Below are 16033 nucleotides of genomic sequence, written 5' to 3'. Positions count from 1 at the left end.
GGAGCCGGCTCGGGCGGTACGGGGTGACGCCCGCCCGAGCCGGTCGAGGCACCGGCCCGGTGGTGACGGGGCCGGTGGTTCGTGGGCCGGCGGGTGGCGTGCCCGCTGGGTCGATCCGGCCGGTGCGCGACCGGCGCGGGTGGTCCGCCGGCGGCCACCGCGCACACTCGGTGGCCACCGGAGCCGTCAGGGCCTGTGCCACATCCCCGGCCGGATCACCGCTCGGCGGCCGGGGCGCGCCCGCTCGCGCGAAGTCGAGAGCGAGGGAGTCACCAGGCGTGTGCCGGGCAAGGCGCGACCGGGCGGGAATGTGGCACCGGCTCTCAGGCGCAGGCCCGGACCGTGAGGGGCTCCAGCGCGCGGACCGGGCGGATCTCGCCGACCGGTTCGCCTCCGCCGAGGAGGGTCTCGCCCGCGAACGGGGTGAGGATGGCGGGGTCGACACCGGCCCGGGCGAGGGCGGCGGCGGTGACGGGGATCCGGGCCCGGTTCGCGCCGTCGGAGATCTTGACGGCGACCGCACGGCCGTCGGGCAGTGCGGCGACCTCCACGCCCTCGAAGCCGTCCTTGGCGACAAGCCCGGGGACGGCCCGCATCAGGGCGGCGACGTCACGGCCGGCGCCGGAGGCCATCTCGGCGTGTTCGCGCATGGCGTCCGCGACCCGGGCCTCCGGGGTGCCCTGGGCCGCCGTGGCGATGCGGGCGGTGGCCCGGGCGAGGCCGTGCAGGGAGATGGAGAAGAGGGGAGCGCCGCATCCGTCGACGGTGACCCGGGCGATGCGCTGCCCGGTGAGGTCCTCGACGATCTCGGCGATCGCCTGCTGGAGCGGGTGCTGCGGGTCGAGGTAGCCGTCGAGGGACCAGCCGTTGAGCTTGCAGGTGTACAGCATGGCCGCGTGCTTGCCGGAGCAGTTCTGGGCCAGCCGGGAGGGCTCGCGGCCCTCGCGTATCCACGTGTCGCGGACCGCCGGGTCGTACGGCATGTCCTTGACGTTGCGCAGGTCGTCCTCCGTGACGCCGGCCAGCTCCAGGATCCGCCGGGCCCCGGCGAGGTGGCGTTCCTCGCCGGAGTGGCTGGCGGCGGCGAGCGAGAGCAGTGCCCCCTCCAGCGGCAGCCCCGCCCGCACCATGGCGGCGGCCTGGACGGGCTTGAGCGAGGAGCGCGGGTAGAAGGCGGCCTCGATGTCGCCGAGCTGGAACTCGACCTCACCGTCCGCCCCCAGGACGACCACGGAGCCGTAGTGGATGCCCTCGGTCACTCCGCCGCGGACGACGTGTGCGACGGGCGCGTGGAGGGGTTCACGGATCGCGGGGGCGTCCGCGTGAGAGCTGCTGTACATCACTGCCTGTTCACTTCTGAGTGGTCTGGAGCCGGCGCCGGGGTTACGCGTCGGCCTTGGCTGAGGTGCGCCGCATTCGGCCGCGGATGGCGTACCAGCCTGCGACGAGCGCTCCGACGATCAGCGGCAGGCACAGCACGGTGGTGCGGCCGGCGCCTCCGTCGGCGTACATGAGGACCAGGACGGAGGCCAGGAAAGCCAGCGTCACGAGTTCGGTCCAGGGGGAGCCCGGCAGTCGGTAGCTCGGGCGGGTCAGCTCGCCCTTCTGGGTCTTCTGCCAGAAGAGGAGGTGACAGATCATGATCATGCCCCAGGTGGAGAGGATGCCGATCGCCGCGAAGTTCAGGACGATCTCGAAGGCGTCCGCCGGGACCACGAAGTTGAGGCCGACGCCCAGCACACAGATACCGCTGGTGAGCAGGATGCCGCCGTACGGGACCTGGCTGCGGCTCATCACCGAGGTGAACTTGGGGGCGGAGCCGGACATCGCCATGGAGCGCAGGATGCGGCCGGTGGAGTACAGGCCGGAGTTGAGCGAGGACATGGCCGCGGTGAGGACGACGAGGTTCATCACGCCGCCGGCCGCCGGGATGCCGATGTTGGACAGCACGGTCACGAAGGGGCTCTCGGCGGCGCTGTACTTGTTCCAGGGCAGCAGCATGGACAGCAGGACGACCGAGCCGACGTAGAACAGGCCGACGCGCCACATGATCGAGTTGATCGCCTTCGGCATGATCTTCTCGGGGTTCTGGGTCTCCCCCGCGGCGACGCCCACCAGCTCGACGGAGGCGTAGGCGAAGACGACGCCCTGGATGATCAGCAGCATGGGCAGCAGGCCGTTGGGGAAGACGCCGCCGTTGTCGGTGATCAGGGCCGGTCCGGGGTGGGTGCCGTCGACGGGGTGCTGGGTGACCAGCAGGTAGATGCCGATGCACATGAAGATCACGAGCGCGCTGACCTTGACGATGGCGAACCAGAACTCCAGCTCACCGAAGATCTTGACGGAGATCAGGTTGACCGTCAGCACGACGGCAAGGGCGATCAATGCGATCAACCATTGCGGGATGTCGGAGAACATGCCCCAGTAGTGCGTGTAGGTGGCCACCGCGGTGATGTCCGCGATACCGGTGGTCGCCCAGTTCAGGAAGTACATCCAGCCCGCGGTGTAGGCGCCCTTCTCGCCCAGGAACTCCCGGGCGTAGGAGACGAAGGCGCCGGACGAGGGCCGGTACAGGACGAGTTCGCCGAGGGCGCGCACCACCAGGAAGGCGAAGATGCCGCAGACCGCGTAGGCGATGAACAGGGAGGGGCCGGCGTCGGCGAGGCGGCCGCCCGCGCCGAGGAAGAGACCGGTGCCGATCGCGCCGCCGATGGCGATCATGTTGACGTGCCGGGACTTCAGCGACTTGCTGTAGCCGGCGTCGCCTGCGTCGACATGTGCGGCCGGTGTGCGCGTCTCTTCTTTGAGGTGCTCGCTCACGCCTCGGGTCCGCCTTCCGTGGGGATGTCCGTGCGCGCGGGGCGCACGATGTCGGTGAGGGTCGTCTCGACGCGGTCGAGGTGGTGCGCCATGGCGTCCACCGCGTCGAGTTCGGAACCGTCCATCAGCGCCTCGACGATCGCCCGGTGCTCGCGGTTGGACTGCTCGCGGCGTCCGCCCAGCTCGTTGAGGAAGGCCGACTGACGCGCCAGTGCGTCGCGGATCTCCTCGATGACCCGGCGGAAGACCGGGTTCTGGGCGGCCTGGGCGACAGCGAGGTGGAACAGCGTGTCGAGGGCGACCCAGGAGGTGGTGTCGGTCTCCTGCTCCATGCGCTCCAGCAGGTGCGCCAGGTGGTCGAGGTCCTCGGGCGTGCGGCGCACGGCCGCGTAGCCCGCCACCGGGATCTCCACGTGGCGGCGCACCTCCAGCAGGTCGCTGGCCGCGTAGTCGCCGAAGGTGGGGTCCTCGACGGTGCTGGCCACGACGAAGGTGCCCTTGCCCGTCTTGGAGACGGTCAGGCCCATCGTCTGCAGCGCCCTGAGGGCCTCGCGCAGCACGGGCCGGCTGACCTCGAGGGTGCGGCACAGCTCCGCCTCGGAGGGCAGCTTGTCCCCGACGGCGTACTCGCCGTTCTCGATGGCGGAGCGCAGGTGTGCCAGGACCGCCTCCATGGCGCTGATGCGCCGCGGACCCTGACTGGCTGTCTTGCTGTCTGACAGGTTCACGGGAGTGATCCTGGGGGTGACGAACGGGAACTGTCAAGGGAGGCGACAGAGAAGCTGGGTAGACGGCTTTTGACGAGCACGGGCCGGAACACGGAGGACGGTATGGACTGGGGTCGGTTCGCGCAGCAGATGGCGTCGATGGCCCGGGATCTCCTCGCCCAGGACTCGGTCCACGCCACCCTGGAACGGATCACCCACTCGGCCATCGAGCTGGTGGAGGGCTGCGATGCCGCGGGGATTCTGATGCTGCACGGCAAGACGGTGGAGACGCTGGCGCCCACGCAGCAGCTGGTCGTCGACAGCGACCAGTTGCAGGAACGGCTGGGCGAGGGGCCGTGTTTCGATGCCGCCCGCACCGCGGAGGGTGAGCGGGTTTTCCGCATCGCCGACGTCACCCTGGAGCAGCCGCGCTGGCCCGCCTACGCCCCGCAGGCACGCGCCCTCGGCGTGGGCAGCATGATGGGGTTCCTGCTGTTCACCGAGGACGAGGAGCTCGGGGCGCTGAACCTCTACTCCCGCAAGCCCGGCGCCTTCACCGAGGCCAGCGAGCTGGCGGGCTGGCTGCTGGCCTCCCACGCCGCGGTCGCCTTCTCCAGCGCCCGTACGCACGCCCAGATGGAACGGGCGGTCGCCACCCGCCACACCATCGGCGAGGCCATGGGCATCCTCATGGGCGCCCACCAGCTCACCGAGGAGCAGGCATTCGACACCCTTCGGCGCTTCTCACAGGAGAACAACATCAAGCTCCACGAGGTCGCCCGCCGAGTCTGCGAGCAGGGCAGCGTGTCCTGACCGCACGGCGGCTCCCCCGGCTCGTGGTCTGAACCAGAGGAGCCTGGCCGAGTCGGCCCCCAGGGGTACGCCGCGCAACCCGGCCTCACCCCCAAGTCCCCAGCCAGGCGTCCCTCACGCATCCGAGCCGTGGTCACACGTGTGCAATGAGGCGCTCCAGCGGCCGGGGCACGAGCGCGAGGTCCAGGTGCTCGACCAGTGCCTGCGCGTAGAGCGCCTTGCGGCCGCTGTGGGTGCCCATGAAGCGCCGCAGCTGGTGCTCCACCGGCCGGTTCCGCTGGGCCGGCTGGCCCTGGAAGGTGCGGAAGGGGCGCGTCTCGCCCTGGGCCTCGATCACCTGCTGCACGCCTTCGGCCCCGAGCGCGCGGATCAGCTCGTCCTCCAGGTCCGCGACGCACAGCTGGAATCCGAGCGCCTCCAGTCCGGCGCGCGTGAGAGCGGAACCGAGCCCGACGCGCTCCAGATGACGCCGGAAGTGCCGCTCCTCGCCGATGTCGCAGAGTCCGGCCAGCGGAAGGCCGAGCCCCTCAGGGCCGCACACGTCCAGGAAACGCCCTATGTTGGTCGCGCCTCCGAGCGGCACCACCGCAACGCCCTGCGCGGCGAGGTCGCGGCCGTGGCGCGCGGCCAGCGCTTCGAGCGCGACCTGATCACTGCTTCCCTCGACGAGCACGATCGTCCGCACACCGCCGCCGGCCAGCTGCCGGGCCGCCTCGGCGGCCGCGCTCGCCCCCGCTCCCCCGGCCGCCCACACGGCCAGCGCCCGGCGAAATCGCCTCATCTCGTCCACGAGACCTCGCTTCCCCGGGCCATCGTGGCACGGCGGAGATCCCGTACGCATGCGCGTTTTTCCGGGGCAGCGCTTCAGGAAACCGGCGGATACGGCGCCTGCTCGGCAGCGCCGCGCACCGAGGGCTGGTCCGCGACGATGGCCGGCTCACCGACAGGCGCCCGTTTCCGCGACCGCCGTCAGCTGCTGAGGCCGCCCGTGCTGAGCAGGCCCAGGAGCAGCACACCGACGATGATCCGATAGACGACGAAGGCGTTGAAGGAGTGCTTGGCGACGAACTTCAGCAGCCAGGCGATGGAGGCATAGGCGACCACGAAGGAGACGATGGTGCCGACGGCCAGCGGGGCGGCACCCACGCCGGTGCCCAGGGCGTCCTTGAGCTCGTACAGGCCGGCGCCGGTCAGGGCCGGGATGCCGAGGAAGAAGGAGAGGCGGGTGGCGGCGACCCGGTCCAGGTCCAGGATCAGGGCCGTGGACATGGTGGCGCCGGAGCGGGAGAAGCCGGGGAAGAGCAGGGCGAGGATCTGCGAGCAGCCGACCAGCATCGCGTCCTTGAGGGTGGTGTCGTCCTCACCGCGCTTGTGCCGGCCCATCTGGTCCGCGGCCCACATCACGCCACTGCCGACGATCAGCGAGGCGGCGACCACCCACAGCGAGGCGAGCGGCCCGTCGATGAGGGGCTTGGCGGCCAGGCCCACGATCACGATCGGGACGGTCGAGTAGATCACCCACCAGGCGAACTTGTAGTCGTGGTGGTAGCGCTCCTCCTTGTTGCGCAGGCCACGCCCCCAGGCGGAGACGATCCGCACGATGTCCTTGAAGAAGTACAGGAGCACGGCGGCGATCGCGCCGACCTGGATGACGGCCGAGAAGCCGACGACGGCCTTGTCGTCGACCGGGATGCTCATGAGCCCTTCGGTGATCTTCAGATGTCCGGTGGAGGAGACGGGAAGGAACTCGGTCAGCCCTTCCACTACTCCGAGGACGGCGGCCTGACCGACGTTGATGACGCTCATGGGATCCAGTTCTGAGGAGTTGGTCGACAGTGCTGTAGACAGTCTTACTACGCGCGGGAGTCGGGCCGGTCGCCTACCCCCACAGGGCCTGGGCGATCGACACCCCGGCGAATGCCGCACCGAGGCCCGCCGTCACGCTCCCGACGACGTTGGCGGCAGCGTAGAGCCCCGCCCCGGTCTCGGTCAGCCGCAGGGTCTCGTAGGAGAAGGTCGAGTACGTCGTCAGGGCTCCGCACAGGCCGGTGCCGAGGAGCAGCTGCAGATGGGAACCGGCGGCGCCCTCGGCCACCGCGCCGGTCAGCAGACCGAGGATCAGGCAGCCGGTGACGTTCACCGCGAAGGTACCCCACGGGAAGACCGAGTCGTGGCGGGACTGCACGGCGCGGTCGGTGAGGTAGCGCAGCGGGGCTCCGACCATGGCGCCGCCGACGACCAGCAGCCAGTTCACAACGACCTCTTACCCTTCATGTCCGTTTTGCCGGGGATGTCCTCGCGGCCGACGTACCGGATGACCTCGCAGTCGTCGAGGATGACCAAGCCCTCGTCGACGAGCTCGTCCAGCTGGGGCAGGAAGGCGCGGACGCGCTCCTCGGTGTCGACGACGACGACCGCGACGGGCAGGTCCTCGCTGAGCGACAGCAGCCGCGAGGTGTGGATCAGGGAGGAGGCGCCGAAGCCCTCGATCCCGCGGAAGACGCTGGCCCCGGCGAGACCCGCGGCGTGGGCGCGGTGCACGATCTCCGAGTAGAGCGGCTTGTGGTGCCAGGTGTCGTTCTCGCCGATGAAGACGGTCAGGCGCAGCGCGCTGCCGGTCAGCCTCGTCATGGCTGCCTCCACTTCAGGACCCGGCGGGCCGCGGCGACCGCGAGCCACACCGCCGTGAGCGCCGCGAGCAGGGTCGCGGCGAGGTAGGCCAGCCCGGTGAGCGGGTGGCCGGCGTCGACCAGCTTCTGGATGTCGACGGCGTAGGTGGAGAAAGTGGTGAAGCCGCCGAGCACGCCGGTGCCGAAGAAGGGACGTACCAGGCGGTGGGCGGCCCATACGTCGGTGATGACGACCATGAACACGCCGATCACGGCGCAGCCGACGACGTTGGTCCAGAAGGTCGCCCAGGGGAATCCGCCGGGCTGGGCGGGCCACCACAGGGAGAGGGCGTAGCGGGCGACGGCCCCTATGGCCCCGCCGAGCGCGACCACCGCGACGACGGGGGCCTGGGCGCGCCAGGCGGGCGGTCGCGGGGTGCGGGGGCGGGCGCGGACGCTCTCGGCTTCCGGGGCTGTCATGGTCGTACGTCTCCTACTCGCCGGGGCCCGGGGTATGCGGGCGCCGCTCCTTCGCAAGTAGGGACCGTTGGCGACACCACTGCCGCGGTTCGGGTACGGCGGGCCCCACCGCCGCGCCGCGAGGGGTGCTCGCGGCCGGGCAACAGGGTAGCGCCCGGCCGGGGCCCGGGTCATTTCGGGGCCGGTCGCTCGCACACGGCGATGCCCCGCTCCCACAGGCTGCCCAGGACCAGCTGTCCGGCGGCTTCGCAGACGCTGGTCACCATGCGATAGCCGGAGTGCCGGCGGGCGAGGTGGTGGACGATCGCCCCCTGGTCGTCGACCGCGAGGGCGCCGATGGTGCCGGTGGGACGGAAGGGGGCGCGGACGGCGATGCGGGCGGCGGCGCCGCGGACGGCGGGGGCGCTGCGGTGCAGGAGGTCGAGCGGGGGGACGCGGGGCCCGGCCAGGGAGACCCAGACCGGGCCGTCCGGGCCGGCCCGCCAGAGGTTGTCGGGCATGCCGGGGAGGTTCTCCACGAAGGGTTCGCTCTGTCCGCTCTTGTCGCCGGTGAGCCAGTAGCGGGTCAGCCGGCGGGCGCCGGTCTCGGCGACGACCAGGAACGATTCATCAGCGCTCAGAGCCAGCCCGTTGGCGAACTGGAGCCCTTCCAGCAGCACTTCTGGGCTTTCACTGCCCGGGGCGAGGCGCAGCAGACGACCGGTTCCGGTGTGTTCGACGATGTCGCCGATCCACTGGTCCAGCGGGTAGCGGCGGCTGGAGACGGTGAAGCAGACACTGCCGTCGGACAGGGCGACCGCATTGCTGCAGAACCGCAGCCTCTCCCCCGCCACCGAGTCGGCGAGGATCCGTACGATGCCCTCCCCGAGGTCGACGCGCAGGAGTCCGAGTTCGGCGTCGCACACCAACAGGGCGTCGTCCGGGAGAAGTTCGAGACCGAGCGGCCGGCCGCCGGTTTCGGCGAGCACCTCGACGCGGGCGGCCGAGGGCCGCGCCAGTCCGTCGATGCGCAGGATGCGGCCGTCCTCCACTCCGGTCAGCACCCTGCCGTGGGCGTCGGCGACGACGTCCTCGGGGCCGCGGCCGCCGATGGCGACGTACCGGAGCGGGACGAGTTCACTGGGACGGTCCATGAAAACCTCCACGTCGAGGTCGGGACGGTTCATGCTGGCATGTGTAGGGATGCCCATCGGGTGCCGCGTCACCCGATCAGGTTTACCGGGATGCGTTCTGGCCACTCAGGACACCACCACCGCTAGCCCCGGCCGGAGGAAGGGGTGGTCCCCATGTCACGGCTGGCAGGCTGGCACCGGCTGGGGATTGCCGAGCTGCACAGGCGCGGCAACGAGCTTGAGTTGATGCACCGGGCCATGGGGTTCGCGACGCTGGCCCTGGTCACCCTGGCGCCGCTGCTGATCGTGGTGGCCGCGGCGGACCCGCTGGGACACGGCGGCTTCGCGGGGTGGCTGGTGGACGGCATGGCCCTCGACGGCCGGTCCGCCGACGCGCTCGCGCATGTGTTCGGCCCGACCCGCAAGGTGATCAGCACCACCAGCGCGCTGAGCCTCGCGCTGCTCGCCTTTTTCGGCATGTCCTTCGCCTCCAGCGTGCAGAACGGCTACGAACGGATCTGGAAAACGGCCGCCGCTCCCTGGCACCACCTCTGGCGGCACGCGATCTGGCTGATCATGCTGATGGCGTACCTCTACGCGCAGGTACAGACCCGGACCGTGCTGGAGGGCCCGCCCCGCATCCTGCTCAGCATGGGGGTCGGCCTCCTGTTCTTCTGGTGGGGACCTCACTTCCTGCTCAACCGCCAGGTGCCCTGGCGCTATCTGCTGCCCGGTGCGCTCGCCACGATGGCGGGCCTGGTGGGCCTGCGCGGCTTCTCCTATCTGGTCTTCACCCCGCTCCTGGTCACCAACGCGATCAGCTACGGCCCGGTCGGCACGGTCCTGGTGGTGGAGTCCTGGCTGGTCGGGGTGGGTTTCGTCGTCTACGGCGGTGCCCTCTTGGGACGACTCATATGCGAGTGGCTCGGGCACCTCGACGAGCCGCCGGACCCGCCCGGCCGGACGGCGAGGGCCCCGACGGACCGCGGGCAGGGGCCCTCGGCCCTGCGCTCATAGTCACCCGGTCGCGGAGCAGCTGCGCGAGGCGGGGGACCCCTCGTCCAGCGCGGCAAGCCCATGGGGCTCGGCTCCAAGGTGAGCCATATGGCCGCGGACGACGGGGACGGCGCCCGTGACATGGTGCGCCACCTGCTGTCGCGGGGCGCCGTCGGATCGGCGTGGTGAGCGGTCCGCTGGACACGCCGGGCGGTGTCGACCGTCTCGCCGGCTGCCAGGAGGTGCTCACGGAGTCGGGCGTCGAGATCGACGAGCGGCTCACCGTCTCCGGTGACTACAGCCGGGCCGGCGGCGAGGCCGGCTGTGAACGACTGCTGGCGCAGGCCCCCGGCATGGACGCCGTGTTCGTCGCCTCCGACCTGATGGCGCAGGGGTGCTGTAACGGCTATGCGCCGGGCGGGCCGCCGGGTTCCCGAGGACGTGTCCCTGGGCGGCCTGCATCGCGGCGACGGAGGCCGTCCCCGCCCTCACCGCGATCCGCCAGCCCTACGACGGCATCAGCGCCGAGATGGTACGAGTGCTGCCGGCACAGGGGGGGCCGGGCTCGTCAGTGGGACCGGCCTTGGCGCCATGGGGCGTGGACGATGTGCTCACCCCGGGCCCTGAGGTCGGCGATCTCGTGCTCTCGCCAGGAGCAGCCAAAACGGGTGTCCGCCTCACGGGCGTGAGCGAGAGCGATGTCGCATGCCTCGTGGAGGACGGACAACCGCTTTTCCATCTCGTCGGGAAGACGGATCCGGTCGGGGGTGGGCATCGCGTCGGGCTGTCGGTAGTAGATGTCATCTCGTGGAGGTATGCCGGCCGCGTAGCGGAGGCTCGCGAGTTCGAGGCAGACGCGCGTGCGGAGCCAGCGGTAGCGGACGTCGAATGACAGAGCGCCCTCGTCAGCATGCCGGTCCAGCATCAGACGGGTGAGGTGTGCGGGTTCGGCGGGATCTTCCTGCCCCGGGTCGAGCAGGAGAGCGTGGACCGCTTGGAGGGTGGCAACGCCACGGTAGATGGGCCGTTGGCGCGACATGATCGCATCCAAGGCCCGCGACGCCGCTCGTGCCGCTGGAGCATCATTGTCGAACAACGCGAGGTTCACATGCCGCGCTGCAACATGGTTACGCTCCCACACCCGGCGTGCGTGGAGCGCGCACAACTCCGTCCACCGTTGTGCTTCTTCACGCCTGGCCAACCGCAAAGCTGCGTCGGCCGCCCATGACGCAATCTCAGCGGCGGAACATCCCGGGCCCCCGGTTTCGCGGTCTGCCCAGGCTCGTTCGTATGCCCCGAGTGCCCCGCTCCAGTCGCCGCGCCGCCTTAGGAGTTCGCCTTGCAGGAACGGTGTATTCGCCCCTTCGTCTCCCCAGACGTCCACCGCGAGTTCGGACAACTGATCCAATTGTCCATCGATGTCGTCGACCACCACGTCCAGGTGCATCGCGTATCCCACGAACAGCGCGTGGAGCCAGTAGCTTTCTTGATCGGGTGGACCTGCTTCGTGGAGCCCGTGCATCAGCAGGCTTAGGCCGCGGTCCGGCTCGGAAGAGACGGACCAGCACCCGGCGGCCTCACGCAGCGCCCAGCGGGCCCAGTCTTCCCGGCCCTGCGCCGACGCGACCTCGTGCACCCGCTCGTACAACAGGGCCGCTGTCCACAGGTCGTCGGCGGCGACCGCCTCCTTCGCCCGCTGGACCAGCTCCTTTAACTCACGGCTGTTCACGGCACGGCTCCCGACTACCGCATCCGCTTCAGGACGTTCGGCGCGAGGTCCTCGTACTGCTGGCCGAGGATCTGTGCCACGTCCGGTTCTTCGGCGGTCCGCCAGTCCTCCGCCGTCGGGAAGCGGCGCGCGAGGGCGGCGAGCTTCTCCTCCGGAAGGATCAAAACACCCAGTTGCTCCTTGATCGTCCTGGGCGAGAGGTAGTACAGGCGCTTTTTGTCCTCCAACAGCTCCCGCATGGCGCTGGATTTGGCCAGGCCGTCGCCGAGGCGCTGTACGAGCTCCGCATCGTCGGGATCGTATGTGACGTAGAGCAGGCCGCGCAGGTCCGCGGGCAGCGTCCCGTTGACGGACGGGCCGTTCTCCCGCAGCAGGACGACCGGACGGTCGCGGCGGTCCGCGAAGGCGGCGCCCAGCTCGAACATGACGTTGGGATTGGCCTCGGTGATCTCGGCGATGAAGCCGCTGGCCCCGTCCATGAGCACCTGCACATTGTCCAGAAGCCGATGGTCCTCGTGCCGTTCATTGGCGACCACCAGTTCACAACCGCGCCGTTCCAGCGCTTTGCGGCACGCGGCGACAAGAGCCGCGTACCGGTCCGCGAACGGCGTGATCATGAAGAAGGTCGGGTGCGTGGGCCGGGTATCGGACCGATTGCGGCCCTTGAGCACATGCAGTTGTTCCTCCAGCGCCCGGCGCCTGGCGTCGAGTTCCAGGGCCTCGAGGCTGCGCCCCATCAGCCGCTGCAACTGGTCGTGGAACGCCTGCGCCGCCTGCGCCGTGATCATCTGCCCGTTGGCCAGGGCCGCACTGTGGTAAAGCGCCAGCATCAGCTGCTGGACCTCCTCGTCCGCCGCGTCCTGCAGCGCCGCCAGCCGCTGGACAAGCGGATTGGCCGCATTGATCGTGAGCCGCTGGCCCGCACCCAGCGTCATCCGGGACACCGCCTCCGCCATCTCCCGGATGCCGGGCAGCGCGTTCGGATCGAGGATCACTTCCTCCGCCTTGCGCTGGGCCTCGGTGCGTGCGTCGGTTCGGAGCACCGCCGCGATGGTCCTCGGGTCGAAGGCACGGGCCTCGGTCCTGATCGCCTGGTTGAGCGGGGTGTGCAGAACCACGCTCATCCGTTCCGCGAGGCGCTCCACCTCCGCGCTGGCGTCACCGGAGGGTGAGCGGAAGATGACTCCGCCCGATGGCGCGTCCTCGCGGTCGACGTGGACCAGTTGCAGCGACTTGCCGGGCAGCCGGGTGTACGCCTCGAGGAGTTCCGGCTCGAAGGCGTAACTGGCGTCCACGACCAGCGTGTCCGCGGCGTTGGCGATGGCGAAGTACTGCCGGGCCGCATCGACTCCGGTGATGCACTGCAAGATCTGGGGTCCTGCCGACTGGGGGCTTCGGCGGCGGACCTCAGCCAGGATCTCCGGGAGCGTCCGCAGCACTTCACCCGCGGTCGCGTCGGCCAGGGGGTCCAGGGACACCCCTGGGCTCGCCTCTCCCGGCAGCCGATTGGTCCGCCACAGCAGCAGGTCTGCGAACTTGGCGAAGAAAGCCTCGTAGTAGTAGCTGGCGGCGGCGAAGCTCATCCGGTGGTAGCGAGCGATGCTCGCGAAGCGCGGCCGATCGGTGTCGCGCAGGTGGGCCAGGTGCTTGATGACCAGGTCCCCGAGGGCGTCCCGGAGGGCTGCCCAGTTGTCGTCCCGGAGGAAGTTGTCCCGCGCCGCGGTGGGTGTCAGGTCCCGGGTGTTGATGACGCCGTTGACGAAGCGGGCCCACTGGGGCAGGACCTCTTGCTGGTCCTCGCACAGGAACATGCGCCGCTGGAACAGGCGGATGGTGCGGGGCTGGTCGACGTTGTAGACACGGTCACGGGTGATGTACAGGACTCCGTCGGCGTGGACCGGGCCGCGCAACTGGACGGGGATGACCTCCAGCACCCGGTCGTTGAGGGTGCGCTCCACATAGAACGTCAGGTCGTCCTGCAACTCCCATGACGTGAGCCCGCTCCTCTCCCAGGGCATGTGCATGGTGTTCTCGGGCTCCGGGGAGCCGTTGAGGTGGATCGGCACCGTCAGCATGTCGGCGTAGCGGCGGATCAGCTTGCGGACCTCGGCCTCCTGGATCATGCCGCGGTCCTCGGGGCCGGCGAGCGAAACCGTCACCGTCGTCCCCGCCGCGGGGACCTCGCACTCCTGAAGGGTGTACTCCTTGTTCCCCTCGTTCTCCCAGAGCCAGCCGGAGCTGTCTCCGACCTTCCGGGTCACGACCCGTACCCGGGATGCCACCACGAAGGCGGAGAGGAAGCCGATGCCGAACTGACCGATGAGGGTCTCGTCCTCCTCCGTACCCTCACGGGTCAGGCTCCTGCCGATGTTGGACAGGTAGTGGACCAGGTCGTCGTGGTCCATGCCCATCCCGTTGTCCCGGACCGTGATCTCCAGGTCCTGGGGACGGGTCTCGACGTCGATCCTGCCGACCACGCCGTGCTCAGCGGCCCGTCGGCGGATGCCGTCGTGGGCGTTCTGGATGAGTTCGCGAATGAACACCTTCTTCTCGCTGTACAGGTGGTTCGCGATCATCCCGATAAGGCCTTCGAAGTCGAAGGTCATTTCGTGCATCTCTGCTTCCCCCCAGTCCCCCTGCGCACTCGCGCGACGCTCCGTGAGACCCCCCTCACGCAGTGTTCCGACGGTAGCGGACCGGTCAGGATTGGAGAAGCCGCTGGACCACAGCCCGCCCTAGCGTGGAGCCACCGACGAATTCCGTCGGACCACCCGATGCGGAGGAGTCACCATGACCGCCGGCCTCAAGACGATCATCTACCCCGTCAAGGACATCGCCCGGGCGAAGGCCCTGTTCAGCGCCCTGCTGCAGGTCGAGCCGTACGCGGACACGCCGTACTACGTCGGTTTCAAGGACGCCGGGCAGGATGTCGGCCTGGACCCCAACGGACATGCGAAGGGCCTCACCGGGCCGGTGCCGTACTGGCACGTCGACGACATCCGGGGCCGGCTCGCCGCCCTGGTGGACGCGGGTGCGGAAGTGGTGCAGGACGTCCAGGACGTCGGCAACGGCCGGCTGATCGCCTCGCTGAAGGACGCCGACGGCAATCTGGTCGGGCTGCTCCAGGACCCGTCCGCCTGACCACCGCCGGGCTGTATGCGCCCGCATTCAATGCACAGTCAACTAACGGCTGATTCGGTGTTACCGTGCAGGTATGGCAGCGAAGACGGCCGAGTCCCGGCTCGAGGAGAGATGGCGCGACATCCTCTCCGTGCACGCCCGCACCATGTGCGAGATCGACCGGGTCCTGCACCCGCACGGCCTGGGCGCGAGCGATTTCGAGGTGCTCGACATCCTCGCGTCCGAGGCGCCCGGCGAGGGCGACCAGTGCCGGGTGCAGAACCTCGCGGGACGGGTCCACCTCAGCCAGAGCGCGCTGTCCCGGCTCATCGCCCGGCTGGAGAAGGACGGCCTGGTGGAGCGTTCCGTCTGCACGGAGGACCGGCGTGGGGTGTACGTCGCCCTCACGGACAAGGGCCGCGACCTGCACACCGAGGTGCTTCCGCTGCAGCGCGAGGTGCTGGCCCGGCTGCTGGGCAGCCGGGCCGCGACCCACAGTTCTTCCTAGAGCTCGACCTCAGCTCTCCGCCTGACCGACCTCACAGCTGTGCGGTCGTCTGCTCCCCGGCCGCGCTGCCTGCGAGCCACTGGGACCAGCTCAGGTTGAACGCGGCGTAGCCGTTGTCCGCCGAGGCCTTGCCACGGGGTGAGCCGGTGACGGTGACCGGGTCGCCCTGCTTGACCTGGCTGTAGAACCACTTGGCGTCCGCCATGGACAGATGGACGCAGCCGTGCGAGCCGCGGGCGCTGCCGCTGCCCGGGTTGGGGTCGCCGGTCGAGTAGTGGACGTAGGTGCCGGACTGGGTGAGATGGACGTCCCAGGGCAGCGTCAGGTCGTAGTAGTTGGGGCTGCCCTTGTCACAGCTGATGCCGACGCTGCAGGAGGTCATGTGGACCTTCTCCTGCTTGTCGATGACGGCCATGGTGCCGTCCCACGTCGGGTACTGGGCGCTGCCCGCATTGATCGACAGGGTGCGCACCAGCTTGCCGTTGCGGGTCACCTTCATGGTGTGGCCGGTCACCGAGACGTCCGCGCGCACGTCGTCGCCGATGGTGAAGGTGTGCGTGTAGCCGTGCACGCCGTAGCGCCCGTTGCCGTTGCTGACGCCCTTCAGGTCGGCGTCGATCTTCACCTTGGTGCCTGAGGGCCAGTACGTCTTCGGCCGCCAGTCGGCGCGCCGGTCGCCCATCCAGTGCCAGGCGCCGGCCACCGGCTGCGAGGCGCTGACCTTCATGTGCTTCTCGACGGTGGCCCGCGCCTTGGCCGCCACCGGGTTGGTGAAGATCACCGAGATCGGCATGGCCACGCCGACGGTGGTTCCGGTCTGCGGGGTGATGGTCTCCAGCAGCATCGGCGGACCCGCGGGCTTCGTCGGTGACGGCGAGGCGCTCGCGCTCGCCTTGCCCGCCTTTCCGTCGTCCGCGCTCGCCTTGCTGCTGCCGGCTCCCCCGCAGGCACTTGTGCCCGCCAGCATCGCGACCGTGACGAGTGCGATCCCTATGCCCTTGCGCCGTCCCACGACCTGCCCCGCTCTCTCGCTCCTCGGCCCCGAGGGGCCTGCTTCCCTGTCAGACAGTTACGACACGGGCGGCAGTTGCATCAGGCGGGTAGATCTTTAGTGATCCATGTCACTCCGGCACGGAGTC

General features: G+C 69.9%; 16 protein-coding genes and 1 pseudogene. 5 read left to right on the top strand and 12 right to left on the bottom strand.

The genetic code is table 11. From position 1 onward, the window contains the following. Positions 1 to 323 precede the first annotated feature (323 nt). Genes ABT254_RS05090 through ABT254_RS05080 form a run of 3 tightly spaced genes read right to left on the bottom strand, consistent with a single transcriptional unit; the run spans position 324 to position 3494 of the window. A complete protein-coding gene (locus tag ABT254_RS05090) occupies positions 324 to 1340 on the bottom strand; it encodes an asparaginase (RefSeq protein ID WP_351463642.1) in 1017 nt (338 codons plus the stop codon). 43 nt (positions 1341 to 1383) lie between these two features. After that, positions 1384 to 2820 carry an amino acid permease gene (locus ABT254_RS05085; protein ID WP_351463639.1) on the bottom strand — a complete coding sequence of 479 codons (1437 nt, stop codon included), beginning with the start codon at positions 2818 to 2820 and terminating at the stop codon, positions 1384 to 1386. Beyond that, entirely contained in the window at positions 2817 to 3494 is a 678-nt protein-coding gene (locus ABT254_RS05080; RefSeq protein ID WP_351464077.1) for a FadR/GntR family transcriptional regulator, read from the bottom strand. Before ABT254_RS05080 ends, ABT254_RS05085 begins: the two co-directional genes overlap by 4 nt. A gap of 156 nt (positions 3495 to 3650) precedes the next feature. Here ABT254_RS05080 and ABT254_RS05075 point away from each other — a divergent pair, with 156 nt between their 5' ends. Next, on the top strand, positions 3651 to 4340 hold the full coding sequence (locus ABT254_RS05075; protein WP_351463636.1) for a GAF and ANTAR domain-containing protein: 690 nt from the start codon (positions 3651 to 3653) through the stop codon (positions 4338 to 4340). A gap of 133 nt (positions 4341 to 4473) precedes the next feature. Here ABT254_RS05075 and ABT254_RS05070 read toward each other — a convergent pair whose 3' ends face one another. The 6 genes from ABT254_RS05070 to ABT254_RS05045 form a co-directional block, all read right to left on the bottom strand. Next, complete coding sequence (locus ABT254_RS05070; RefSeq protein WP_351463633.1) at positions 4474 to 5130, bottom strand: TOPRIM nucleotidyl transferase/hydrolase domain-containing protein; 657 nt, start codon at positions 5128 to 5130, stop codon at positions 4474 to 4476. Between the two features lie 179 nt (positions 5131 to 5309). Next, complete coding sequence (locus tag ABT254_RS05065) at positions 5310 to 6146, bottom strand: undecaprenyl-diphosphate phosphatase (protein WP_351463631.1); 837 nt, start codon at positions 6144 to 6146, stop codon at positions 5310 to 5312. A gap of 73 nt (positions 6147 to 6219) precedes the next feature. Beyond that, the gene (crcB, locus tag ABT254_RS05060; RefSeq protein WP_351463628.1) at positions 6220 to 6594 is read right to left on the bottom strand and encodes a fluoride efflux transporter CrcB; all 375 of its coding nucleotides are present in this window, start codon (positions 6592 to 6594) and stop codon (positions 6220 to 6222) included. Then, a complete protein-coding gene (locus ABT254_RS05055) occupies positions 6591 to 6971 on the bottom strand; it encodes a DUF190 domain-containing protein (RefSeq protein ID WP_351463625.1) in 381 nt (126 codons plus the stop codon). Before ABT254_RS05055 ends, crcB (ABT254_RS05060) begins: the two co-directional genes overlap by 4 nt. Continuing rightward, positions 6968 to 7429 carry a fluoride efflux transporter CrcB gene (crcB, locus tag ABT254_RS05050; protein WP_351463622.1) on the bottom strand — a complete coding sequence of 154 codons (462 nt, stop codon included), beginning with the start codon at positions 7427 to 7429 and terminating at the stop codon, positions 6968 to 6970. The genes ABT254_RS05055 and crcB (ABT254_RS05050) overlap by 4 nt, the downstream gene beginning before the upstream one ends. Before the next feature lie 170 nt (positions 7430 to 7599). Beyond that, positions 7600 to 8562: an SMP-30/gluconolactonase/LRE family protein gene (locus ABT254_RS05045; protein WP_351464075.1), complete on the bottom strand. Its 963-nt coding sequence runs from the start codon at positions 8560 to 8562 to the stop codon at positions 7600 to 7602. A gap of 153 nt (positions 8563 to 8715) precedes the next feature. Here ABT254_RS05045 and ABT254_RS05040 point away from each other — a divergent pair, with 153 nt between their 5' ends. Both ABT254_RS05040 and ABT254_RS05035 read left to right on the top strand, forming a co-directional pair. Beyond that, positions 8716 to 9558: a YhjD/YihY/BrkB family envelope integrity protein gene (locus ABT254_RS05040; RefSeq protein WP_351463619.1), complete on the top strand. Its 843-nt coding sequence runs from the start codon at positions 8716 to 8718 to the stop codon at positions 9556 to 9558. Next, a pseudogene (locus ABT254_RS05035) lies at positions 9551 to 10096 on the top strand (LacI family DNA-binding transcriptional regulator); the annotation flags it as partial. The gene ABT254_RS05040 and the pseudogene ABT254_RS05035, both read left to right, overlap by 8 nt. Before the next feature lie 9 nt (positions 10097 to 10105). Here ABT254_RS05035 and ABT254_RS05030 read toward each other — a convergent pair. Further along, complete coding sequence (locus ABT254_RS05030; protein WP_351464107.1) at positions 10106 to 11266, bottom strand: hypothetical protein; 1161 nt, start codon at positions 11264 to 11266, stop codon at positions 10106 to 10108. A gap of 14 nt (positions 11267 to 11280) precedes the next feature. Next, the gene (locus ABT254_RS05025; RefSeq protein WP_351463616.1) at positions 11281 to 13881 is read right to left on the bottom strand and encodes an ATP-binding protein; all 2601 of its coding nucleotides are present in this window, start codon (positions 13879 to 13881) and stop codon (positions 11281 to 11283) included. Between the two features lie 175 nt (positions 13882 to 14056). Between ABT254_RS05025 and ABT254_RS05020 the strand changes: the two genes are divergently transcribed. Together ABT254_RS05020 and ABT254_RS05015 are read left to right on the top strand one after the other, a co-directional pair. Beyond that, positions 14057 to 14407, top strand: coding sequence for a VOC family protein (locus ABT254_RS05020; protein WP_351463613.1), 351 nt, complete (start codon positions 14057 to 14059; stop codon positions 14405 to 14407). Positions 14408 to 14480: 73 nt separating this feature from the next. After that, positions 14481 to 14894, top strand: a complete 414-nt coding sequence (locus tag ABT254_RS05015) for a MarR family winged helix-turn-helix transcriptional regulator (RefSeq protein WP_351463610.1) — start codon at positions 14481 to 14483, stop codon at positions 14892 to 14894. Positions 14895 to 14925: 31 nt separating this feature from the next. Here ABT254_RS05015 and ABT254_RS05010 read toward each other — a convergent pair whose 3' ends face one another. Further along, positions 14926 to 15906 (bottom strand): L,D-transpeptidase, encoded by a 981-nt coding sequence (locus tag ABT254_RS05010; protein ID WP_351463607.1) that lies wholly within the window; start codon positions 15904 to 15906, stop codon positions 14926 to 14928. Positions 15907 to 16033: the final 127 nt, after the last annotated feature.

Source organism: Streptomyces sp. NPDC001137 (assembly GCF_040298885.1).
Classification (GTDB): domain Bacteria; phylum Actinomycetota; class Actinomycetes; order Streptomycetales; family Streptomycetaceae; genus Streptomyces.
Note: the sequence above shows the minus strand (reverse complement) of the source record. Positions and strands in the feature narration are given on the sequence as shown.